Here is a 22,856-nt window from a genome sequence, read left to right as displayed (position 1 = left end):
AGAATACCATCTGGCAATAAAAAACTGATAAGGGTTTGTTCGGCTTGGTTCAAGGGAATCGTAACTGTTGTAAACTACAAAAGAAACAAATTATTTCATTCCCCCCAACTTTTCCGCTTGATCCATTATTTTGCACTTTCTGGCCATAAAAAAGATGAGAGCGGTATCCATATCTACCTTGAGGAACTAAACTCTGTTCCATCAGAATACCAGAACAATAAGCTTCTTTCCAAAGGTTTCTTCGATGAGGTCATATTGCAGGACTTCCCCATTCGTGGTCAAGAGGTTTGTTTACATGTAAAACGGCGCAGATGGCTGAACCAGGATACAGGACTTGTTGTTTTTCGGAATTGGAGCCTTGTGGCAAAAGGAACGCGTATCACTGAGGATTTTGCGGCTTTTTTAAAAGCAGTCAGCCGATACCCAAGCGCATAGCATCCAAACTATCGGGTCCTTTTATGGTATAAGCCCCAGAAAGCTAAGAAGATATTACAGGGACAAGTCAAGTGGTTTCCAAGATTGGGAACATAAAGATAACGCCCGGAAAGGCCTGGTTTTTGCAGACAATGTGACTACTCATCTTTCTATTGATGAAACCTGTCTCTCTCATGGAGAACTCTATACAGTAGTTACCAATAAACAGGCGCGTGGTAAAAAAGGCACCATTGTAACTGTCTTAAACGGGACCAGATCTGAAGACATTATTCCTGTGCTACTGAAGATCCCTGCACGCATACGCAATAAGGTACAGGAAATCACACTAGATCTGGCTAGCAATATGGCACTGATCGCAAAAAAAAGCTTTCCAAATGCGGTGCAGGTTATAGACCGCTTCCACGTCCAGCAACTCGCTACCGAAGCCCTGCAGGAAATCAGGATCAAGCACCGATGGCAGGCCATAGACGATGAAAATCTAGCACTGGAACAAGCTAAAACGCAGAAATCAACCTATTTACCCGAAGTATTGTCCAATGGGGATACGGTCAAACAATTACTGGCCAGAAGTCGCTATCTGCTTTACAGCAAACAGGATAGCTGGTCTAAAGATCAGCATAATAGGGCAATTTTGCTGTTTGAAAGGTATCCAGATATCGAAAAGGCATATAACCTGAGCCAACAACTCTCATGGATATTCAACGGCACAGCTGATAAGCTATATGCTTTTGCCAGGTTGGCAAAATGGAATGAAAAGGTTGAACAATCTGGTTTTAAATCTTTTAATACCGTATCCAGAACCATTACCCTGCATCACAAGAAAATACTCAACTACTTTGATAATAAAAGTACCAATGCCTCGGCAGAATCTTTCAATGCTAAAATTAAAGCATTCAGATCTCAGTTCAGAGGGGTCGGAGATATCAATTTTTTCCTGTTCAGGCTAACTAAATTATTTGCTTAGTCCACAGGTTTTGGTTCTGATCCGCAAAATGTAGGTTTTATTTGCGTTTTGGCCACTTTTATTTAGCCTTGTTTGAACATCCCTGTGATTAAGACGCTGGATATGATGAAGTGTATATGAATGAGGGCTAATTATTTTTGCTTTTTTCCAACGGAAAGCCTAATTTAGAGCAGGTGCTCAATATCTATTTATGCTCAATTTATTACTCTCCCCCCTCCCGCTTATTTCTAGAGCCTGTATGTTTTGGAAAGCCTATTGCTTTTCAGCAGATTTATCCTACGCTTACTATCTATCTACTTATGATAAATTGTTTTTCGATTACCGAAAGGGATAATCAGGTTGCACTTGCTGCGCATTTGGAAAAATATCCATTGACGAGATTGGTCGGTTCTTACCGTATAGCTCCCTTAATATATTCGGATATCTTGGAGCTAGGTGTGCAGCTAGTATTCATTGACCAAAGCCTTGTAGCAAATTTCAAGGTTTTACTTTCAAGGCTATCACAGCATGTCTCGATCGTCTATTTGGCAGAAGATAAGGAGCTAGCCTTTCAGGCTTTTGAGGATGGAGTATTGGATTTTATTACTTATCCATATAGTTTTGCTAGACTGGAGAAGTGTATTAATAAGTTTGTCAGTTTTTCACTGTTAGTACCATTAGCACAGCCACAGCAAAAGCAGTCGGCTAATGTAAATTCCTTCTTTGTAAAACCTGATTCTAAGGGAAAGATAGAATTGCTGATCAATTGTAACGATGTCCTTTTTATAGAAGCCTTCCATAATGATGTGGCCATTCATATGGTTGATGGAAGAAGGTTTGTCTGCTATTATACGATGAAGGAGATGGAGGATCTTTCGGACTGCTTTATGAGGGTGCACAAATCCTATATCATTAATTATAATAGGATGTCTGCCTTTGATGGTGCTAACATTATTATAAAAAGCAGTCAGGAGTTCAGGATACCTTTAGGTGGTGTTTACAAGAAAGCCTTTTTTGATAAACGTAGCACGATGGTGATACGAAAGCAATCGAGGCCGATGGAAGGGCCACTCCTAAGGAAGGTGTTGGGCTACTTAATGATATTTATGCTTACCGAGATTAATCTTGTCAATGAATTATTATATATCTAACTATAAGATAAGGAGGGTGTTCGTTACTTTGTGTCTACTTATGTGCCTGTCTTCATGTAGAGAATTTATCGAACCTCGTTGGAGCATCAAACGATCAGTTCTATTGCACCGGCAGAGGGTGTGGAAACTAATTCCTATCAGCTCACCTTTTGGTAGGAGGGACATCGTGATGCTTTGCGCTGCCGTTTGCAGGTGGTCACGCCTTCCTTCGCTGCTGCCGAAAAAATGTTGCTGGACACGTTGGTGAAAGGCGATAAGTTTCTTTATACACTAGATCCAAGAAGTTACCAATGGCGGATCAGAGTAGAGAATGGAAGCAGTTCGACTCCGTATATGACTAAGGGTTTTGTGATCCATACTCCCTCGCTGACCAAGCATACACTACAGTTGGTGTCGCCAGGTAATCAGGTTTATACGAACAATTCAGCCTTGATATGGTGACCGACTATTAGCTATGATGTAACGCCCCTGCCCAAGTAACACTGAATACGCCTACAAATGGGCAGATCATTGCTAAGCCCTTCGGATTGGGCTGGTCTACAGTAACGGATGCTTTCCAATATGAACTCGGCATATACAAAAGTGATATGGTTACGTCCTATAGTACCAATTTTCTCCTATACCAGTAGCAAGGATAAGGAGATCTCCGATGCGATACAGAAAGAAGTGTTTGCTGGAAGCACCCTGTCGGAGGCACTAAAGGGTCAGGGTAAATTCAATAGCTACGAATATTACAGCGTTCGCATTGGTGAAGACACCGGTCGCTTGGCAGAGGTGTTGATGGAATTGGCCAAGTATTACAAGACCAGGATCAGCCAGTGGCGAAAGATCATCGGCGCCATTACCCATCCACTGTTGGTTTTGAGTACTTCCTTTGCAGCTATCTTTTTCATGATCAAATTTGTGGTACCCATGTTCGCTAATGTGTTCAAGCGTTTTGGTGGAAAACTACCTTATGTAACTTCGCTGATCATCAACTTTTCAGATTGGTTTGATCGAAATATCTATTTCGTGCTCTCGTTGCCCGTTGCTTTGATCGTATTTTATATTTGGGGCAAAAAGAAAGATTGTTTCAAGAAATGGTCATCCATACTATTACTGCGGGTGCCCATTGTTGGGGAGATCGTGAAGAAGATCTATTTGGCCCGTTTTGCCAATACCATGCGGTTGCTAACTGGTACGTTGGGAAGCATGATTTCTATCCAGCCAAATTTGTGCAGATGATCAAGATTGCCGAAGAGGTGAATAAGCTGGAATATTTCTTTGAGCAGTTGGCTACCCAGTATACCGAAGAGGTGGAATACAAGACCAATGCCATCAGCGGATTGTTGGAGCCTTTGATCATTATCTTTCTGGGTTTGGCTGTAGGGGTTATCCTTATTTCGATGTATTTGCCTATGTTCAAAATGAGCAATAATTTTTAAAACGTGGGCCAATTTTTTTCATTTTAAGCAGAATTTTCAGGTTTTCACTCTAAAAAGTGCTTAAATTGGTGCTTTTGAAAATAATTTTACACCTCCAAATGGGCAGTTCACCTCCTGTTTTGATAGCGTTTGCACCTCCAAAACAGGAGTTGGCATAAAAAGTTGTGGAAGCTATAATTCGTAATTACCTTAATGGCGCCTACGAAAGCGTAGGCAAACTTTTTTTGGAGGTACTTGAATCGAGTTTGCCAATGACTTTAGATAAACTTATGAGAAAAACTACCCTATTAATTTTGTTTACTTTGTCTTTAAGCAAAGTATCATTAGCTCAAACTACTGCTTTAGAGATACAGGATACCCGTTCTACGGCTACCAGTCCTGCAAACTATTCTCGTTCTTTCGAGTCACATTTTAAATCGGGAGCTGCCATAGGCTTACCGCAGGTCTATTATACCATTTTAGGCTTACGAGGTTGGACGGACAATAGCGCAGGGAACGCCCATGAGTTAGCTTTTTCAAATTTTGGGAACCAATTATTATTGCGTTCGGGCATGGATCCATCTTGGGGTAACTGGAGAACCTTATTGGTAAGTGATGATAATGGGAATTTTGGTATGGGTACCAATGTCCCGTCTACACGTTTACATATTCAGGCTGATGCAAATACTTCAGGTGCCCCAGCGAATGCGCAATTGTTTGTCACAGGAAATACTGATATCGAGAAGAGATTATCGATAGGATATAATACTTCTTCAAATTATGCAGAGTTACAATCGCAAGCATACGCTAATAGTTATACGCCTATCATTATTAATCCCAATGGTGGCTATGTGGGTATTGGTACCACCAATCCTACGGAGAAGTTGGAAGTTGATGGTAATGGATTGTTTAGAGGAAATACTTCTTCTAACATGGTGATAGGTACAGGCGGAGATCATTGGATCGGTGGTAAATTTAATTCTGGCGGTTCCTATTCTGTGGTGATGGGGAGCTTGCGAGGTGTGGCGACCATCGGTGGTCATACAAGTGATTTAACAGGTTGGGCAAACTTAGCCATAAATTCTGAAGGAGGTAATGTAGGTATAGGTACTTCAAATCCACAAAATAAACTAGATGTTGTAGGCGGAAATGGTATTCTTGTTAAGGGAGGCGATTTAGGGGTAGGCAGTGGTATTGCCCATTTCCAGAGAATAGATAATTCCTCTGCCTTGTATGTAAGAGGTGATGGGAACATCGGAGTAGGAACAGTTACCCCAGATGAGAAGTTGGCTGTTAACGGTAAAATCCGTGCAAAGGAAATTAAAGTAGAGACCGCCAACTGGCCAGATTATGTTTTTGAAGAAAGCTACAAGGCTAAAACGCTAGCTGAAATAGCACAATTTGTAAAAGTGAATAAGCATCTGCCAGAAGTACCATCAGCAAAAGAAGTGGAGCAGAATGGTGTAGAGCTAGGCGAGATGAACAAAATTCTATTGAAGAAGATTGAGGAGCTGACTTTGCATCTGATAGAAAAAGATAATCAGTTGCACGAGCAGGACAGTGCTATCAAAGAACTGTTCAATCAAGTAAAATCCATCAAGGATAATATTAATAAACCGAAAAAGTAATAGAAATTTTATTAGTTAAAGTAGGGGCAGGAACATCATTGCTTTACCAAGCATGATGTGTTGAAGAATATAAAGATGAAAAAGAAATTTAGATTATTATTGATGTTGGGGTCTTTGATCCTTTCTCAGGAGATGCACGCCAAAGTAACACATTGCCCACATCGGGCAATGTAGGTATTGGTACTACGTCCCCAGACAGTAAGCTACATGTAGTTGGCGATATCAAAGCAAGTGGTATTGTTGGTGGCAATGGTATGTACCTAAATGTGCTGAAAATACCCTCGCTTACTAGCTCTCCAGCCTATTTTTATATAGATACCCACATTCCTGCGAATGATCAGCCGGCCCCACAATTGGACATCACGGGCTATATCTATACGGGTTCAAATAGAGCAATGAAAATTACCCTAAGCTGGTACTATTATGGTGGCAATTTTTATTGGTCGCAGTTTCAGAGCGATTTCGGTTATCATAAACCGGTTAGGGAAATATACTAAAAATGGAAATGAATATGTAAGAGTTGAAATTGCGAATAGTATCTATTTTGCAAATTATTCGGTTTCGGCAACTGACAGGGGTGAGGGAACAATGGAAATGGAACATTACAAAGGCTGGACGTATACCGAAGGTGAGATGCTAGAAAGTACTACCTCTCAAATGACTACGGTTCTACAACCAGGTAGTCTCTATAGATGCTAGTGTAGGCATAGGGATAAGCAATCCAAGTGAGAAGCTAGCTGTTAATGGCAAAATCCGTGCAAAGGAAATTAAAGTGGAAGCTACCAATTGGCCAGATTATGTATTTCCCTAAGGATTATGAACCGATGACTTTGACAGCACTTGAAACCTATATAAAGGTTAAGGGGCATTTGCCAGAAGTACCTTCTGAAAAAGAGGTAGCTCAAAATGGTATCGAACTTGGCGAAATGAATAAAATCTTACTAAAGAAGATAGAGGAGCTGACTTTGTATTTGATTAAGAAAGAAAAGAGGATGGAGAATTTGGAAAGAAGATTACAAAAATTGGAAAAAATAAATTCAAATAAGTAAACAAATGAAACTACAACTACTAACGGGCTCTGTTTTATTAAAATTTACACTACTCTCATTTTTCTTGCTGGCCAACCTAGTTGTCTTTGGACAGGAAAAGGTTTCAACTCCATCTCCCAATACAATGAGTGCAGGTGTATTCGGTGATTATCCCATATCGCTTGAATCCGTCCGGACCGCAAAAAATCCTCAATCTGATAAAGATTGGGGATTTTTGCTTTTTAGCATCTAGTATTGCCCCCAGTTTTTGTTGTGTCAATGCAGTTTGTTAAACTTTGTCCAGTTTCATGAAACTGGACAAAGTTTAACAAACTATATTACTAATAAAACCATACCTTAGGCAGCTTTCTAAAATATTGATAATGAATAATTTTTTGCTGTTAAAAACGGTTCGGTGCTCGGCTTTTCCTAAAGCCAATAGGGCATTTGTAGCACTTGTATTCTCTTTTTTTTGTGCGCATGCAACGGCCAACACCTATCAGCAAAAACAGGTTGTGGTAAGTCAACAGGTTAAACGAATATTTACTTATCAGCTCATTAACTCGGCAGCAGGTACATTTGGCTATGATGTGTATTCGAATGGAAAACTGACCATCCACCAGCCTACCATTCCGGGAATGCCAGGAATAAAAGGATTTGCTTCAAAAGCAGCGGCGCAGAAAGTAGCGCAACTGGTCATGAAGAAAATGGCCAAGGGTGAAATGCTACCTACCGTTACCCTTAAAGAAATGAAACAACTCAAGGCCATCTAATCACCAAAATACAACTTCCATATTAACGCTATATCCATGAAGAAACTTCTACCCCTCCTAGTATCACTGTTATTAGTTGAACTGGCTTTTGGCCAATGCCCATCACCAACCATATCTGGAAATACCATTATCTGCCCAGGTAGTACCACCACATTATCTACTCCAGCTGCCGGTAATAATTGGGTACAAAAAACCGATTTTGGCGGTGTTGGAAGATTCTATGCGGCCGGATTTAGCATTGGAAGTAAAGGATATATCGGAACAGGAGATATAGGTAGTGGTTATACCGACGATTTCTGGGAATACGATTCTGTAACTGGGGCATGGACACAAAAAGCGAATTTTGGCGGAGGCGCAAGGGGTCTTGCAATAGGCTTTAGTATTGGAAATAAAGGGTATATGGGAACAGGTTATGTAGGAAGTTATAAAAATGATTTCTGGGAATATGACCCTTCTGCAAATATCTGGACCAAAAAAGCAGATTTTGGTGGAACAGGACGAATGCAGGCCGTTGGCTTTAGCATCAATAATATGGGATATATCGGAACGGGATATGATAATGTGGGTTACAGGAATGACTTTTGGGAATATAATCCAACCAGCAATACCTGGAATCGGAAAGCCGATGTTGGAGGATCGGGAAGATCGGGTGCTATTGGCTTTAACATTGGAACCAAAGGCTATATCGGAACAGGATATGGTGGTGCTGAGAAAAATGATTTTTGGGAATATGATCCTTCGAATAACAGCTGGACACAAAAGGCGAATGCTGGTACAAGTGGGCGTTATACTGCTGTTGGTTTTAGCATTGGAAGTAAAGGCTATATTGGATCTGGATATCGCTCTGTCTATCCGACCTATCCAAATGACCTGTTAGAATATGATCCCCCTACGAATACCTGGACAACAAAAGCGAACTTGGGTGGCATACCAAGAGCTGCGGCCATTGGTTTTAGCATTGGTGGCAAAGGTTATATCGGAACAGGCGGAAATTCTACCAATGATGACAAGGGATTATGGGAGTATACACCAAGCTATACCTACCAGTGGTCGCCAAGTGGGCAAACTACTTCGTCAATTACCGCGGTTACCGCTGGAAGTTATACGGTAACCATTACTGATGGAGCAGGCTGCAGTGCCGTTTCTGCAACCACTACGGTAAAAGAAAATACAGCACCTACTAATATCACATTAACCGAGAATACGGTCGCAGAAAATTTAGCTATCGGTACAGTAGTTGGTAATCTATCAACAACCTATATAGATGTTGGGCAAACCTTTACTTATACCCTGGCAGTTGGAGCAGGAGATACTGGAAATGCACAATTTACCATTGTTGGCAATCAATTAAAAACCAATGTAGTGTTTGATTATGAAAGCCATAACAGTTATTCAGTTCGTATAAAAACTACCGATAACTGCGGAAGCTATGAAAAGGTATTTATCATTAACATTACTGATGTTAACGAACCTATTATACTTGATAATGTTGGTTTAACTTCCACTACATCTGCTGTGGCTTATAGTCTGCGTAAATTGTCAAGTGCTTATGCTGGGCCTGCTATTAAGGTAAGGCAAACCACTCACCATGCTGAGGCCAATGTGGCCTTTGATAACAACAATGGGATATCAGAAGAATCGATCGTGACGATCACAGCGGCGGGTAGCTCTGGTTTTACCGTCGGACAAACAATGCGTTTTGCCAATTTTTACAATACACAAAGTGCAAGTGTGGTCACTTGGTACGATCAGAGTGGATGGCAAAGGAACATGGGACAAGCGACAGCCAATTTACAGCCTTCTATCGTAACATCAGGAGCGATTAATAAACTTAAAAATAAACCTGTTCTCTATTTTGGCACGGCAAATTTATCCGTTCCAGCAGAACTGATCTTTACAGCAGGCGTATCTATGGTCGCAGTAGCACAGGGAAATACCACAACACCAAGTTCGCTCATCACGAAAACCAATGTTAACCAGCCTGCTCCATTTGATTATACCAATAATGTTGGCGATTTTTATACTGGAAATGGTTCTAGCTCAAATTCGGCTACCAATTTGGCAGCTGCAGCTATAAGGTCTGATGTATCTGTTTCGGTGCCAGAATCGGTTTATTCATTTACCATGCCTACCGGTGGGACCTATACCAACTATCTTAATGGTTTAGCTACGGCCAGTGGTACTATAAATGGCTTCTTGGATAAGGGTACCAAACTGATGATGGGCAATAGGAACGACAATGGCGGTTCTGGCAATTTTTATGTGCCGGAAATTATTTTGTTCAATTCGGTGCTCTCCAATATAGATAGAAATATCGTTGAAAACAACCAGAAAACCCATTTTATTAGCGTTTCAGCCGATGCTGACCTGGCTAATTTGACCTTAAGCAATGCTACAATTACCAGTTTTGCTGCATCAACTACAAGCTATGCCGTCCATGTAAGCAATGCGATCACAAGTACAACCATTACACCATCGCTAGCAGACCTCAATGCAATCATAAAGGTAAGCGTAAACGGAGGGGCACGCACCAGTGTAACCAGTGGCTATGCTTCGGGAGAATTGCCGTTAAATGTAGGCAGCAATAGTATTGAGGTACTGGTTACTGCCCAAGACAATACCACTACTAAACTTTATACAGTGACTATTGTCCGTTTAGAGGCGCAGCCAATCCTACAGGCAAAAAATGTCATTGTTTCAGATATTGCGGCTTCAACAGCCTCTATTAACTGGGCCAATGGTAACGGTACGGCAAGGGCAGTGTTCATTACTGCTGCCGCAACGGGGTTGCCAACTCTCGTTGATGGTACAAGTTATACCGCTAATGCTACTTTTGGTTCAGGAACTGCTGCCGGTGCCGGTTGGTACTGTATATACAATGGAACAGGTACAACTGTAAATGTTAATGGCTTAAATGCTTTAACCAATTATCGTGTAATGGTTGCCGAATATAATGGAAATACAACGAATGTTGCATATTTAAGCACAGCAGCAACAAATAACCCACTTAACTTTACCACATTGCCCAATACCCTAGAGGCAATTACCCGAGCCTCCACCAATCCAACCAATGCCGCTAGCATACAATTTACGGTTACTTTTGGTGCGGTGGTGAGTGGATTAACAGCCAGTAATTTTACATTAAGTACTACAGGAGTAGGCAGTCCGAGCATTACTTCGGTTATTGCCGCAACAGGTCATACTTGGACCGTTACCGTAAACACAGGATCTGGCAGTGGTAGTATCAAACTGCTCCTTGACAACGCAACGGGCATTACACCCGGTATTAGCACAACTTTACCATATATCAATGGAGAGACTTATACCATAGATAAGACCATTACCATTACTCCGGCAAGTTTAAGAGCAGCATCGGTAGGTACTTATTATAGCCAACAGCTTACCGCAACAGGTGGTACAAGCTATACTTTTTCCACTGCTACAGGTACATTGCCTAACGGACTTACCTTAACTACTGATGGTTTATTATCGGGGACGCCTAGCACTAATGGTGATATTAGCTTTACCGTTACAGCAACAGATATTTCGGGCGAAAGTGGACAAAAAAGCTATACACTTTCAATTAATAGCGTACTGCCAGTTGGTTTTATCAGCTTTAAGGCAAAACTAGAGGGTAATAGAAGTAAATTAGAATGGGCTACACTTAGTGAAATCAATAATGATCGATTTGAAATAGAACGTTCAATAGATGGTAAACTGTTCAGTTTGCTGGCCACCGTAAAAGGAAATGGAACGACAACTGTAGCACATCATTATTTGACCTATGATAACAGTCCGGCAAATGGGATAAACTATTACCGTTTAAAACAGTATGATGATAATAACCGATCTACAATTTTGGATGACAAAATAGTGAACTTTAAACTGCTAAATGCCGTTGCGGTAAAATTATACCCCAATCCAACCAGCGAAGAATTAAACCTTATCATTGGTAATGATCAAGATATTGAGGTGAAAGTTACCTTATCTGATGTAATAGGAAGGGTATGGCATACCGAAATAATCAAGCTAGTTGCCGGAACCCATAATTACAAGTTGAATCTTAAAAATAAATTAATGCCGGGGCAATACATTGTGGGTGTAATGGGTGCAGGATTAAAGAAAAGTCTGAAATTGATAGTGAATTAAGGTAGTTTAAAATCAATGGAATAGGTATGTGCTAATTTAATTAGAGATGATTTTTCTAAAAATTAGTCTTGATGGGGCCAAGGCAAGTTCCTTTATGGCATCAGACTTTGCCAACCATTGATGCTAAAATAGGTTTAAACGCAAAATTAGCCTGAATTTCTATTCTGCCAACCTTGTTGGTGCATAGCCAAACAGCTTTTTAAAGGCAAAAGAGAAATGGGAAAGGTCCTCAAACCTAAATCTAAATAGATCTCGTTAGGTCTTTGTTGTTTCTTGCTGATGAGGAAATGAGCTTCTTTTAAACGCTTTTGGGTTAACCAGCGGCTAGGGGTTTGGGCAAAAATCCGCACAAAATCCCTTTTAAAGGAAGATAGGCTACGGCCAGTGAGATAGGCGAAGCGCTCTAAGCCTACATTAAACTTATAGTTTTGGTTCATAAAGGCCTCCAGATCTATTTTCTCGGGAATGCCGAAATCGAACAGGATATTTACCAAATCTGGATTGACTTTAAGTAGAATGAGCAGCAGCTCCTCACGTTTTATAAAAGAAAAGGTATCATCTATTTTTCCATACCCGCTATAGTAGGGCATTAGCGATTGCACAAAATTAGGGATAAGTTGATCTTTCTTTGGTTCATAAAAAGCGCCCTTAGGCGCTGTTTCTGTGCTATAATAATGGTGTTTTTCTTGAAAACTCTTTAGAAAATCCTCATCGAAGACTAAAACTACCTTCTCAAATTGACCATTTTCCTCTTGTTTGGTATAGCGGGCCAAATGGTTTTTTCTCATTAAGCAATACTCCCCGCTTCTTAATGGATATTTTTTATCGCCATCATAGCCGGCCACATCGCCCTTGGCGAGGTACATAAAAATATGCTCGGGTATAAACTGTTCCGGCGAAATTTCAGGGCCGATATAACAAGACCTAATTTCTATAGGATTCATTTATTTTATTCCTTTCCACCATTGGGTAAATGTCTGTTTTTCATCATCTAATCTTACTACTTCGCCAATCATTGGGGTGACCAATGGAATTTCTCCGTCATTTAATCTTGATACCTCGTTTAGCGGTTCGTCCCATTGGTGCATAGCTAGCATAAACTTAGAAGAATGTACCGGGAAAATACGTTTTGCCTTTAAATCTTTTGCAGCTTTAATAACTTCTACTGGCAGAGTATGGATGGCTTGCCAAGCTACATTATATTGTCCGTTTTCTAAGATGGCTAAATCAAAAGGGCCAAATTTCTCGCCAATTTTTTCAAAATGGGTACCGTAGCCACTATCTCCACCAATAAAGATATTTAAGGTAGGTGTTTTCAATACGTAGGCCAACCAAAGGGTATTGTTTCGGGTAAAGCCCCTGCCAGAGAAATGCCTTCCGGGAACGGTATTTAAGGTCATGCCAGCATCAAGCGTTATGGCTTCATTCCAATCTTTTTCTATCAATTGCTCTGGAGCAAAACCCCAATGCTCAAAATGTTCGCCCACGCCAAGTCCACAAATTACCTTACCAACTTTCGCTTTTAGGGCCACAATGGTTTCATAATCTAAATGGTCATAATGATCGTGACTGATTACTAGATAATCTATAGGAGGTAAATCAGCCACGCTATAAATATCTGAGCCTTTAAAGGATTTGTTGGTGCCTGGCAAAGGAGAGGCGTTTCCGCTCAGTACGGGGTCTATCAAAAAGCGCTTGCCTTCAACTTGCAGGTAATAAGATGAATGCCCAAACCAAACCAATACATTGGAGTCTATTGGTAAATTCAGTAAGTCTGTTTTAACTGAGGGTAAGCTATCAATAGGTTTCCTTCTGGGATGTTTTTTAAAAAACATATCGTACATAATGCCCAACATCGAATAGCCTTTAGTTAAATCGGGGGTATATTCGATATTTTGGAACTTGCCATCTTTATAATTGGGCGATTGCTGCAAAAGTGTTAATCGTTTACCGCTTGGGGCTTTGCCAAATTTAGGATGGCGCATATATAAAAAGGTGGCTAGGGTAAATAGTAGCACTAGAGATAGGAGTACGATCATAATTTTTTTAAAGATTTTGAGTAATGATTTCATAGGTTAATTAGTCATTTTGGCTAATGTTTTAATATCGGTAACTTCTAATATCTGCTTAGGGTATCCAATGGTAATGCTATTGATCATGGCTTGACCAACTTCGTTCATGGTGCTTACATGATTAGGGAACAATAATTTGAAAAACCCGTACATCTTGCCAAGAATTTTATAGTAGCCTTTCACATTTTTCTGCCCTTCAGTGGGTTTCATTAAGCCTGGGCGGAAATGATAAATTTGCCTAAATGCCATTTTAGAGAGGGTATTTTCGGTTTTGCCTTTTACTCGGGCCCACATTACTCTTCCTTTTTCGGAACCATCGGTATGGCTGCCAGAAACAAAGCAAAAGCTCATGTTGGGATTGGTTTTTAAAAGAACTTGGGCGAATGCCAAAGTTGTATCGTAAGTGATAGAGGTATAATCTTTCTCATTCATACCGGCCGAGCTGATGCCAGCGCAATAAAAGCAAGCATCGTAGCCAGTCAGTTGTGTTTCGACTTCATGGAGGTTAAAAAAACTGCCGACCAACAACTCTTTTAGCTTTTGATGCTTGATGCCAGTAGCCTTTCTGCCAACAATTAATACTTCACTAATTTGCGGATTTGACAAACATGCTAATAAAACCCCTTCGCCCACTAAGCCCGTTGCCCCTGTCAATATAATTTTTTTGCCCATGGTTTCATTTATTGCTTTTACTAATGTATCTAATTCTTATTATAAATATAGCAGCAAAAATCTGAATAAAATTGATGCATCGTTTTGTTTAAAAGTTCAAATTAACTTTGTTCAAAAGATCATGTGCTTCGAAACTTTTAAAGAATGTTCTAAGAATAGCTCCACATTTCATAATGTCTTTCTAATTTCATGCCTCATAAGAATTAACGTTACTAACCTATTAAACTTCATATAGGCAAAGGCACATTTGTAAATAACAACTCAAAAACAATGAAATTGATTGATGGATAAAAGTATGCCAAGGGGATATTAATGCCTTTAATTTTTTTCAAAAACCACTATAAACCGTTATGGATAAGTGCTTGGTTGTTGGTTAAAGATGGAAAAATAGCTGAAGATGTAGTGCAGGATGTTTTCTTGAAAGTATTGGGCAGTAGAATTGAATTAGAACAGGTTGGCGATATGCCCCTTATTTATACATCTCCGTAAAAAATGCCTGCATCGATCAGCTTAGGAAAACAAAATATACCGATGATATTAATAAAGTGGAAGTAAGCGAGGAGGCTTTAGATACTTTTCGTTCGGTGAGGGTAAAAGAATTGAGCAGCGACAACTAATCCTTAAAAAATATCCAACCTATTATATTCCAAAACCAACGGATAGCATCTGTTTTAGCTTCACCACAATCAATCATGCCACTTCTGTCGATTATGAAAGCTGCAAATTTTTGTATAAAGGGGATTTTAATCGCATTTTGCAGCCAAATAAAGATCTTATAGGCGGCCAAATGTCCCCATATTTCGGCATGTAGAGAACTTTCACTTATTTTTAGACTGTTGCCAAAAATATCCGAATAATCATTTTTGATCAACATAATCAGAGAACGCGAGCCCTCATATATTAACTTTAGGTCATTGCTGTTGCGGTATGGCAAGCAATCTATACTGACTAATTTTTTCCTAAAATGAACATTAACCAAACGTTGATTAATGGAATAAGATTTAAGTAGCACTTTATTCATGGGTTAGTAAAAGTACAAAATGAAAAACGATAAGTTGTTTATGGGATGTTTTGCTGTTCGAGATAGGACGCAGATTAATCAGATTATCAAACGTTTGCGCTATATAAGTGCCTTTGCATTTGATTTTGAAGATGCATTTTTTTATAACTTACGACCGAAAATTACACAACCACAAATAAAACTATAAGATGGAAAGACGAGATTTTATTAAAAATGGAGCTGTTGCAGCGGCCGGTTTTAGTATTCTGCCTACTGGATCATTATTTGCAAAAGATAAGGGTAAAGTTAGGTTAGGCTATATTGGGGTAGGCGCTAGAGGAATGAGCCATATCGGTGAAGGCCTATTAAGAGATGATGTTGAAATCGTAGCCATTTGCGATACCCAAGAAAGCTCTTTGAAGATATGTAGGGACGCTATTGCTAAAAAGGGAAGACCTACAGCAAAAGAATACACGGGCTCGTTAGATGCTTATAAGGCAATGGCAGACCGAAAAGATATCGACGCTATAGTCATTTCAACTCCATGGCAGTTCCATCATGAACAAGCTATTTACGCCATGAACGCGGGTAAATATGTAGGTTGTGAAGTAATAGCGGGGTTAACGGTGAATGAGCATTGGGATATTGTGAAGACTTCAGAGAAGACGGGAATGCCCTATATGACCTTAGAGAATGTTTGTTATAGAAGAGATGTGCTGGCTGCCTTAAATATGGTAAGACAAGGCTTATTTGGGGAATTGGTTCATTTAGAAGGTGGATATCAGCATGATCTTCGTAATGTTTTGTTTAATAATGGTAAACAATATTATGGCGGAGGGGTAGAATTTGGACCAAAAGCCCTAAGCGAAGCGCAATGGAGAACACAATTTAATATAGATGTAGATGGAGATCTGTACCCTACTCATGGGGTAGGTCCAATTATGCAATGCGTGAATATTAACAGAGGAAATAGGTTTACTAACTTGGTCTCTTTCAGTTCCAAGGCAAAAGGTTTGGCAAATTATGTTGAAAAACAATCCCCAGGGCATCCAAACGCAAAAATTAATTATAAAAATGGAGATGTGACCACCACCCTGTTGAACTGCGCTAATGGAGAAACGGTAATGCTTACCCACGATACCCATTTGCCGCGTCCTTATTCTTTAGGTTTTAGAATTCAGGGTACTGATGGATTATGGATGGATGTAAATAAATCGGTGCATATCGAAGGCGTTTCTAAACCACATGCTTGGGACAAAGCAGAAGATTGGTTTAAAAAATATGATCATCCCCTTTGGAAAAAATATGAAAATGAGGCCGTAGGTGCTGGACACGGAGGAATGGATTGGTTTGTATTTAATGCTTTTGTTATTGCGGTAAAAGAGAAAAAACAAACGCCTATCGATGTATATGATTCGGTAACGATGAGCGTCATCACCCCATTGTCTACCAAATCACTCAAAGAAGGGAACAAGCCACAGGAATTTCCAGATTTTACGAAAGGTAAATGGAAAGAAAGGAAGAATACCTTCGCCCTTGATGATAGTGGATATTAAATAAAAAGGATGCCAAAAGGCATCCTTTTTATTCTTTTATATTTTCGATTAGTTGTGATTCGATCATAATTTTATAAAAAGCCTGCACCTCCTCTTTCGTTTCATTGTTAATGATATCCAATAGCGTATCTATTGCTTTTTGGCCCTGCACAGTTGGAAACTGCTCAACAGAGGCAATTGGTGGATACTCCATAAAGCTTGTTACCGGTGAGTTGGCAAAGCTTACAATCTCAATATCCTCGTTAATTTTTAGGCCAAGCTTAAGGGCATGCTTTACCGCAAAAGCTGCTACATAATCATTAAAGGTTACAATGGCCGTTGGTTTTCGTTTATGGTTTAATAAAGCATCTAACGCATGTTGTGTGCCTTGTTGCGTAAGGTCACAGTTAATGATCAATGTGGGGTCAAACTTCAATCGGTTTTTTTGTAAAGCTTTAATGTAGCCTTCTTTTCGTTGCCCACTCGCCACAAGAGCATGCGGACCATTGATAAGGCCAATGTTGCGATGCCCTCTTTTTAAAAGAAAATTTACAGCTTCTATACTGCCTGTTTCGATATTACAGGCTACATAATGAATATTTTTTAAAGGCGGAATCCTGTCGAAGAAAACAACAGGGATATCATATTTTCTTAATTGCTCAAAATGGTTAAAATTTACGGTTGTTTTCGCAACGGAAACCAAAAGACCATCAATACGATGGGTCTTCATTTTTTCGACAAGTAATTTTTCGCGTTCTTCATCATCATGTGACTGCGCTAACAGCACAGTATAGTTTCTTTTATAGGCAATATCTTCTATTGCGCTAATAGCTGATGAAAAGAATGCTTCAGCAAGTTCTGGTAAAATTACTCCAATAGTGAAGGTTTTCCCCTTTTGGAAGAATATGGCCGTTTGGTTGGGCTCATACTCCATCTCATCTGCAGTTTGTCTTACCTTTTGTTGGGTAGACAAACTGATACTGGGATGGCCATGAAGTGCCCTGGAAACTGTAGAGATAGATAAATCTAGCTTCTTGGCAATTTCTTTAATTGTTATTGGTTTTTTCATCATAGGATAATTTGTCTGTGGGACAGAACAAATATATATTTTTCCCCGATAAAATTAAATATCAAACGTTTGTGTTGAGTTTTTTGGCCAAGGAAGGCAGATTTTTCTGATGTATTTATCCATTTAATGAAACAGTTCCTGCTCGTCCCTATCGGCAGTGTTAATTCTTTTCAGGAAATCGGCAAAACCTGCTCCATCATTATCAGAAAAAGCACCATATGAATCTAAAATATAGCCCATGTTCTTGTCGATATCTTCAACCATGTATAAAACCGAGCTGTCTCCAGGGTCTGACATCCCCTCAAACCTATAAGTTTTAACTATGGTGAGATCATCTGGACTGTATATTTTATTTAATGTTTTCGACTGCATTTTACCGTGGTCAGTCATTTTTAGCTCGTTATCTATTCCTTTAGTTCTCAGTTTCTCTAAAATCTGACTAAGTGTGTTCATATCTGCTGGCTGTTCCATAATTTATAAGATTTATATAGTTTTAAAACAACCCTAGATGGGAATGGTTTTTTGATTCCGTATTAATTTCATGCTGAACCTATTTGGTGCTAGATCTATTTTGACATTCAGTAGGTTACCGAAAAACTAAAAGTAAAGACAATTGTTCTCTTACGGTGAGAGACAAATTCTTATCCACTTAAAATAAACAAATTATGAAAAATTATTTTTTATACGGAGCATTATGCATAGCTATCGGTTTTACCGCTTGTAAAAGGGAAAGCCAGGAAGTTGCACAAGCCAGTTTAAGTTCAACCACCACCAACGAGCAAATGGGAAAGGCGAAGTTTTACCATTTGGCCGACGGCAAGATGAAGATGGATCTGGAAATAAATATTCCTGAACGTGCAGATAGTACTGTGGCCGTGCATTTTCATGAGCATGGAGATTGTGGAAATATGGGAGAGAACACACATGGGCATTGGAATCCCACAAATGAGCCGCATGGTAAATGGGGTTCTGCTGCTTACCATTCTGGAGATATAGGGAATATCGCCTTAGATAGCAAGGGCCATGGTTTTATTTCGGTAAGCACTGATAGGTGGAGCACGGTTGATCAGGAAGCGAAAAATATAATAGGTAGGGCTATTATTATACATGGAGGAACGGACGATTATATTACACAGCCAACTGGTAATTCGGGACCACGCATAGGTTGTGGGGTCATTACCGCTATAAAATAACCTTTCATAAAAAAAGCGATTAATTTTAATCGCTTTTTTTATGAAATATCATGCCGCAATACATCTTGTCATAAAACTAAACAAGATGGCTACACTAAATTTACCTCAAAACGGCAAGGCTGTAAAAGGAAGAACCCGTAAAACAATTCCAGGTGTTGATTTAACGGCAATGGTTGATTTGGCTTTTTTGCTGATCACTTTTTTTATGCTTACGACCTCATTAAGCAAAATGAATGCAATGGAAATTGCTAAGCCGATAGAAAGCAATATACCAATAGAACTGGCAGAATCCAGAACGATGACCATTCTTTTGGGCAAAAACAATCAAGTGGCTTATTATATGGGAGAAATAGGCAAAACAGAGATGAAGATATCAAGCCTACCAGGTATTCAAAAGAAGATCTTACAAAACAAGGAGCTTGTCGCCCAAAAACATCATAACGATCCTTCTAAATACATGGTAGTTGTAATTAAGCCAACGGATATTTCTAACTATAAGAATTTTGTAGATATAATTGATGAAATGCACATCACTGCGGTAAAATCTTATTTTATAGATGATAAGAACATTACAGCACCCGAAAAGGAATTTATGCAGTTAAAGGGTATTTTATAAAAAAGGTGTCCAAAAAGTTTTTCCCTTATTTCCGTAAGGCCCCAATCTAGTTGAGGATTACGAAGAAATAGACTTTTTGGATACCCTTTCTCTTTGAAATCGGAGGCTATTATAATCCGAAAGCAGCTTTTACTTGATCTACAAAATCCAATTTCTCCCAAGTAAATAATTCTACTGTGACCGTTTTTTCTTCACCATTTGGCGATTTGAAAGTTTTGGTAACCGTTTCTGCTTTACGGCCCATATGTCCGTAAGCTGCGGTTTCGCTATATATTGGATTTCTTAATTTTAAGCGTTGTTCGATAAAATAAGGACGCATGTCGAAGATACCTTCTACAATTTTAGCAATTTCGCCATCGGTTTGATCTACTTTGCTAGTGCCATAGGTATTAATGTAAATGCCCATAGGTTTGGCAACGCCAATAGCATATGATACTTGTACCAAAATCTCATCGGCAACACCTGCTGCAACTAGGTTTTTTGCAATATGACGTGTGGCATAAGCAGCACTTCTGTCCACCTTACTTGGATCTTTTCCAGAGAATGCACCACCTCCGTGGGCACCCTTGCCACCATAGGTATCTACAATAATTTTTCTCCCCGTTAATCCGGTATCGCCATGAGGCCCACCAATTACAAATTTACCAGTAGGGTTAATGTGATATTGGATCTTATCGTTAAACAAGTGCGCATATTGAGGGTTGCTTTTGATAATTCTAGGAATTAGGATACCCACTAAATCTTCTTTGATCTTGGCCAGCATCTTTGCTTCCTCATCAAAATCATCGTGCTGTGTAGAAATTACAATGGCATCAATACGAACAGGCTTGTTATGATCATCATATTCTAATGTCACCTGTGATTTAGCATCGGGACGCAAATAGGTAATTTCTTTGTTTTCACGTCTTAAGACAGCCAATTCTTCCAGTAATTTATGAGAAAGGTTTAAAGCCAAAGGCATGTAGTCTTCGGTTTCGTTGGTTGCATAACCAAACATCATTCCCTGATCACCAGCACCTTGCTCTTCTTTGCTGCTTCTATCTACCCCCTGGTTAATGTCTTGCGACTGTTCATGAATGGCAGATAATACACCACAAGACTTCGCTTCAAACATATATTCGCTTTTGGTATAGCCAATTTTTTGAATTACGTCTCTGGCAATTTGCTGAACATCAAGATAAGTCTTAGATTTTACCTCACCTGCTAAGATCACCTGCCCTGTGGTCACTAAAGTTTCACAGGCTACCTTCGATTCGCTGTCAAAAGCTAAAAAGTTGTCAATTAATGCGTCTGAAATTTGATCTGCGATTTTATCTGGATGTCCTTCAGATACAGATTCTGATGTGAATAAATACGACATTTTAAAAATTTATTTTAAACAAAACAATAAAGTTAAAATGGCTAAAGACCCCTTTAATAAAGGCTGTAAATGAAGTGTAGATATAATTAGCACTTTTTTTTACGTGGTTGCAATCATACTATCTCTCAATAATATAGCAAATCAGTCCACTCTAACGGCGCAAAACTAACACAATAAATTTTAATACTCAAAAAATATCGATTATTTTGTATGCTAAATATTTATGTCGTTAACAAAAGCTAATATCTTATTTATTATTAATCCTATCTCTGGAGGTAAAAGGAAAATAAAATTACCCTCAATCATAGATAAGTATCTGGATAAGGGACAATATAATCCAACCTATGCCTTTACGGAATATGTTGGACATGCAGCAGAGATTGCAGGAGAAGCAGAGAAAAAAGATATTGATGTTATTATTGCCGTTGGAGGAGATGGCACCATTAATGAAGTGGCCGGTAAAATGGTAAATAGCAATAAGGTATTTGGCGTTATTCCATTTGGTTCTGGAAATGGATTGGCTAGATTCCTAAATATTCCATTGAAACCTGAAAAAGCCATAGCGCTCATCAATAAAGGCAATCATCAGATTATTGATACTGCAGAATTAAATGGTAAGCGATTCTTTAATATGGCAGGAATGGGATTTGATGCCCATTTAAGTGCGGTTTTTGCAGGCAATAAAAAACGTGGGCTAAAAAGTTATGTGGAACTAGGCTTCAAGGAGATTACCACCTATAAGGCCAAGCCCTACAAGATTGAGATAGATGGCCAAACCTATAATAAAGAGGCTTTTGCCATCAGTATTGCTAATTCATCACAATATGGTAATAATGTTTACATTTCCCCCAAATCCTCTTTAACCGATGGCTATTTGGACATTTGTATCATTCATCCCATTTCTCTGGTGAAATTGCCGTTGCTTGCTTATCAAATGATTGCTGCAAAAACACATAAATCCAGTTTGGTAGAAATTATAAGGGGAAAACAGATAAGAATTGAACGTGAAGCAAATGATGCGGTTCATTTAGACGGAGAACCTTTTGAAATGGGGAAAGAGCTGAACATCATTATATTTCCTTCCTCTTTAAAAATTTTGACGGCATAACAGTTACCTTTTAGTCGCATGTAGATATGAGCAAGCAAAAGAAAAAAATAATAAATGATTTTGGAGGAATAATGTTTTCTACCGATCCTGATTTTGTTTATGAGGCCAATGAAGCCAAAACTGCCCAGACTTTGCCAAGTTCACAACAAGACCTCAGGGTGTTGCTTGACCGTAAAAACCGGGGGGGTAAAACCGTTACATTAATAACTGGCTTTATAGGTACTGATGCTGATTTAGAAGCGTTGACCAAAACATTGAAGACGAAGTGTGGAGTTGGAGGTGCTGCCAAGGAAGGAGAGATTATACTTCAGGGAGATTTTAAAGAAAAGGTGTTTTTGTTCCTACAAAAGGAAGGTTATAAAGTAAAAAAATCTGGAGGTTAAAATTTGTTTTTAAATTATTGTTGTTCAGTCACTTAGTTCTTAGTGTAATTGCCACAATAAGTAAAATTTTTATCTAAAATTGGCATTTTTTGAGTAAATATCTCCTTAGCTTTGGAGCATATTCAAACCAAAATTATGACCAAAAATAATATTCAACAGCTTAATTTAGATTATCTGAGCTTAGTTGCGCAAACGGTTAAATATCAGTTAAGTGTGCCAGAACTTGTTGAAGAGGCCTTAAAAAACGGAGAAGGCACGCTTGCCGATACTGGAGCTTTAGCCATCGATACAGGTAAATTTACAGGAAGATCCCCAAAGGATAGGTTTATCGTTTGTGA

The 22,856-nt window shown here is 39.2% G+C and carries 24 protein-coding genes and 1 pseudogene; 18 read left to right on the top strand and 7 right to left on the bottom strand.

All coding sequences use genetic code 11. The features are described from left to right. The 11 genes and pseudogenes from JHD79_RS19650 to JHD79_RS19600 all read left to right on the top strand — a co-directional run. A pseudogene (locus JHD79_RS19650) lies at positions 1-435 on the top strand (hypothetical protein); the annotation flags it as partial. 133 nt (positions 436-568) lie between these two features. Beyond that, positions 569-1,399, top strand: coding sequence for a transposase (locus tag JHD79_RS19645; RefSeq protein WP_370583362.1), 831 nt, complete (start codon positions 569-571; stop codon positions 1,397-1,399). A 299-nt stretch (positions 1,400-1,698) separates the two neighbouring features. Next, complete coding sequence (locus tag JHD79_RS19640) at positions 1,699-2,529, top strand: LytTR family DNA-binding domain-containing protein (RefSeq protein ID WP_199121060.1); 831 nt, start codon at positions 1,699-1,701, stop codon at positions 2,527-2,529. Positions 2,530-3,090: 561 nt separating this feature from the next. Then, complete coding sequence (locus JHD79_RS19635; protein WP_199121059.1) at positions 3,091-3,753, top strand: type II secretion system F family protein; 663 nt, start codon at positions 3,091-3,093, stop codon at positions 3,751-3,753. Then, complete coding sequence (locus tag JHD79_RS19630; protein WP_199121058.1) at positions 3,750-3,953, top strand: type II secretion system F family protein; 204 nt, start codon at positions 3,750-3,752, stop codon at positions 3,951-3,953. Before JHD79_RS19635 ends, JHD79_RS19630 begins: the two co-directional genes overlap by 4 nt. A gap of 164 nt (positions 3,954-4,117) precedes the next feature. Beyond that, a complete protein-coding gene (locus tag JHD79_RS19625) occupies positions 4,118-5,560 on the top strand; it encodes a hypothetical protein (protein WP_199121057.1) in 1,443 nt (480 codons plus the stop codon). Positions 5,561-5,712: 152 nt separating this feature from the next. Next, entirely contained in the window at positions 5,713-6,057 is a 345-nt protein-coding gene (locus JHD79_RS19620) for a hypothetical protein (RefSeq protein ID WP_199121056.1), read from the top strand. Between the two features lie 300 nt (positions 6,058-6,357). Continuing rightward, positions 6,358-6,609 (top strand): hypothetical protein, encoded by a 252-nt coding sequence (locus JHD79_RS19615; RefSeq protein ID WP_199121055.1) that lies wholly within the window; start codon positions 6,358-6,360, stop codon positions 6,607-6,609. Positions 6,610-6,613: 4 nt separating this feature from the next. Next, positions 6,614-6,841 carry a hypothetical protein gene (locus tag JHD79_RS19610; RefSeq protein WP_199121054.1) on the top strand — a complete coding sequence of 76 codons (228 nt, stop codon included), beginning with the start codon at positions 6,614-6,616 and terminating at the stop codon, positions 6,839-6,841. Between the two features lie 130 nt (positions 6,842-6,971). Further along, positions 6,972-7,361 (top strand): DUF4907 domain-containing protein, encoded by a 390-nt coding sequence (locus JHD79_RS19605; protein ID WP_199121053.1) that lies wholly within the window; start codon positions 6,972-6,974, stop codon positions 7,359-7,361. A 36-nt stretch (positions 7,362-7,397) separates the two neighbouring features. Then, positions 7,398-11,510, top strand: coding sequence for a cadherin-like beta sandwich domain-containing protein (locus JHD79_RS19600; protein ID WP_199121052.1), 4,113 nt, complete (start codon positions 7,398-7,400; stop codon positions 11,508-11,510). Positions 11,511-11,656: 146 nt separating this feature from the next. Here JHD79_RS19600 and JHD79_RS19595 read toward each other — a convergent pair whose 3' ends face one another. The 3 genes from JHD79_RS19595 to JHD79_RS19585 are packed head-to-tail and all read right to left on the bottom strand — an operon-like array spanning position 11,657 to position 14,254. Continuing rightward, positions 11,657-12,454, bottom strand: a complete 798-nt coding sequence (locus JHD79_RS19595) for an AraC family transcriptional regulator (protein ID WP_233164796.1) — start codon at positions 12,452-12,454, stop codon at positions 11,657-11,659. After that, positions 12,455-13,582 carry an MBL fold metallo-hydrolase gene (locus JHD79_RS19590; protein WP_233164795.1) on the bottom strand — a complete coding sequence of 376 codons (1,128 nt, stop codon included), beginning with the start codon at positions 13,580-13,582 and terminating at the stop codon, positions 12,455-12,457. 3 nt (positions 13,583-13,585) lie between these two features. After that, on the bottom strand, positions 13,586-14,254 hold the full coding sequence (locus tag JHD79_RS19585) for an NAD-dependent epimerase/dehydratase family protein (RefSeq protein WP_199121051.1): 669 nt from the start codon (positions 14,252-14,254) through the stop codon (positions 13,586-13,588). A gap of 312 nt (positions 14,255-14,566) precedes the next feature. Here JHD79_RS19585 and JHD79_RS19580 point away from each other — a divergent pair, with 312 nt between their 5' ends. Then, the gene (locus JHD79_RS19580) at positions 14,567-14,743 is read left to right on the top strand and encodes a hypothetical protein (protein ID WP_199121050.1); all 177 of its coding nucleotides are present in this window, start codon (positions 14,567-14,569) and stop codon (positions 14,741-14,743) included. 124 nt (positions 14,744-14,867) lie between these two features. Here the strand turns inward: JHD79_RS19580 and JHD79_RS19575 are convergent, their stop codons facing one another. Next, complete coding sequence (locus tag JHD79_RS19575) at positions 14,868-15,275, bottom strand: hypothetical protein (protein ID WP_199121049.1); 408 nt, start codon at positions 15,273-15,275, stop codon at positions 14,868-14,870. A gap of 188 nt (positions 15,276-15,463) precedes the next feature. On the opposite strand from JHD79_RS19575, the gene JHD79_RS19570 reads away from it, so the two are divergent. Beyond that, complete coding sequence (locus tag JHD79_RS19570) at positions 15,464-16,810, top strand: Gfo/Idh/MocA family protein (protein WP_199121048.1); 1,347 nt, start codon at positions 15,464-15,466, stop codon at positions 16,808-16,810. Positions 16,811-16,838: 28 nt separating this feature from the next. On the opposite strand, the gene JHD79_RS19565 is transcribed toward JHD79_RS19570, so the two are convergent. Continuing rightward, on the bottom strand, positions 16,839-17,861 hold the full coding sequence (locus tag JHD79_RS19565; protein ID WP_199121047.1) for a LacI family DNA-binding transcriptional regulator: 1,023 nt from the start codon (positions 17,859-17,861) through the stop codon (positions 16,839-16,841). Between the two features lie 120 nt (positions 17,862-17,981). After that, the gene (locus JHD79_RS19560; protein ID WP_199121046.1) at positions 17,982-18,329 is read right to left on the bottom strand and encodes a hypothetical protein; all 348 of its coding nucleotides are present in this window, start codon (positions 18,327-18,329) and stop codon (positions 17,982-17,984) included. A gap of 194 nt (positions 18,330-18,523) precedes the next feature. Here JHD79_RS19560 and JHD79_RS19555 point away from each other — a divergent pair, with 194 nt between their 5' ends. Continuing rightward, positions 18,524-19,051: a superoxide dismutase family protein gene (locus JHD79_RS19555; protein ID WP_199121045.1), complete on the top strand. Its 528-nt coding sequence runs from the start codon at positions 18,524-18,526 to the stop codon at positions 19,049-19,051. An 85-nt stretch (positions 19,052-19,136) separates the two neighbouring features. Beyond that, complete coding sequence (locus tag JHD79_RS19550; RefSeq protein WP_199121044.1) at positions 19,137-19,667, top strand: biopolymer transporter ExbD; 531 nt, start codon at positions 19,137-19,139, stop codon at positions 19,665-19,667. Between the two features lie 109 nt (positions 19,668-19,776). On the opposite strand, the gene metK is transcribed toward JHD79_RS19550, so the two are convergent. Continuing rightward, complete coding sequence (metK, locus tag JHD79_RS19545) at positions 19,777-21,027, bottom strand: methionine adenosyltransferase (RefSeq protein ID WP_199121043.1); 1,251 nt, start codon at positions 21,025-21,027, stop codon at positions 19,777-19,779. A 223-nt stretch (positions 21,028-21,250) separates the two neighbouring features. Between metK and JHD79_RS19540 the strand changes: the two genes are divergently transcribed. The 3 genes from JHD79_RS19540 to JHD79_RS19530 all read left to right on the top strand — a co-directional run. Next, positions 21,251-22,135 carry a diacylglycerol kinase family protein gene (locus JHD79_RS19540; protein WP_199121042.1) on the top strand — a complete coding sequence of 295 codons (885 nt, stop codon included), beginning with the start codon at positions 21,251-21,253 and terminating at the stop codon, positions 22,133-22,135. Between the two features lie 26 nt (positions 22,136-22,161). After that, the gene (locus tag JHD79_RS19535; RefSeq protein ID WP_199121041.1) at positions 22,162-22,518 is read left to right on the top strand and encodes a translation initiation factor; all 357 of its coding nucleotides are present in this window, start codon (positions 22,162-22,164) and stop codon (positions 22,516-22,518) included. A 135-nt stretch (positions 22,519-22,653) separates the two neighbouring features. Then, positions 22,654-22,856 (top strand): phosphoenolpyruvate carboxykinase (ATP) (locus tag JHD79_RS19530; RefSeq protein ID WP_199121040.1); only part of this gene is annotated, 203 nt, incomplete at its 3' end.

The organism is Pedobacter sp. ASV28 (assembly GCF_016428855.1).
In the GTDB taxonomy this organism is placed as follows: domain Bacteria; phylum Bacteroidota; class Bacteroidia; order Sphingobacteriales; family Sphingobacteriaceae; genus Pedobacter.
This window is presented reverse-complemented; position numbering and strand designations above follow the sequence as displayed.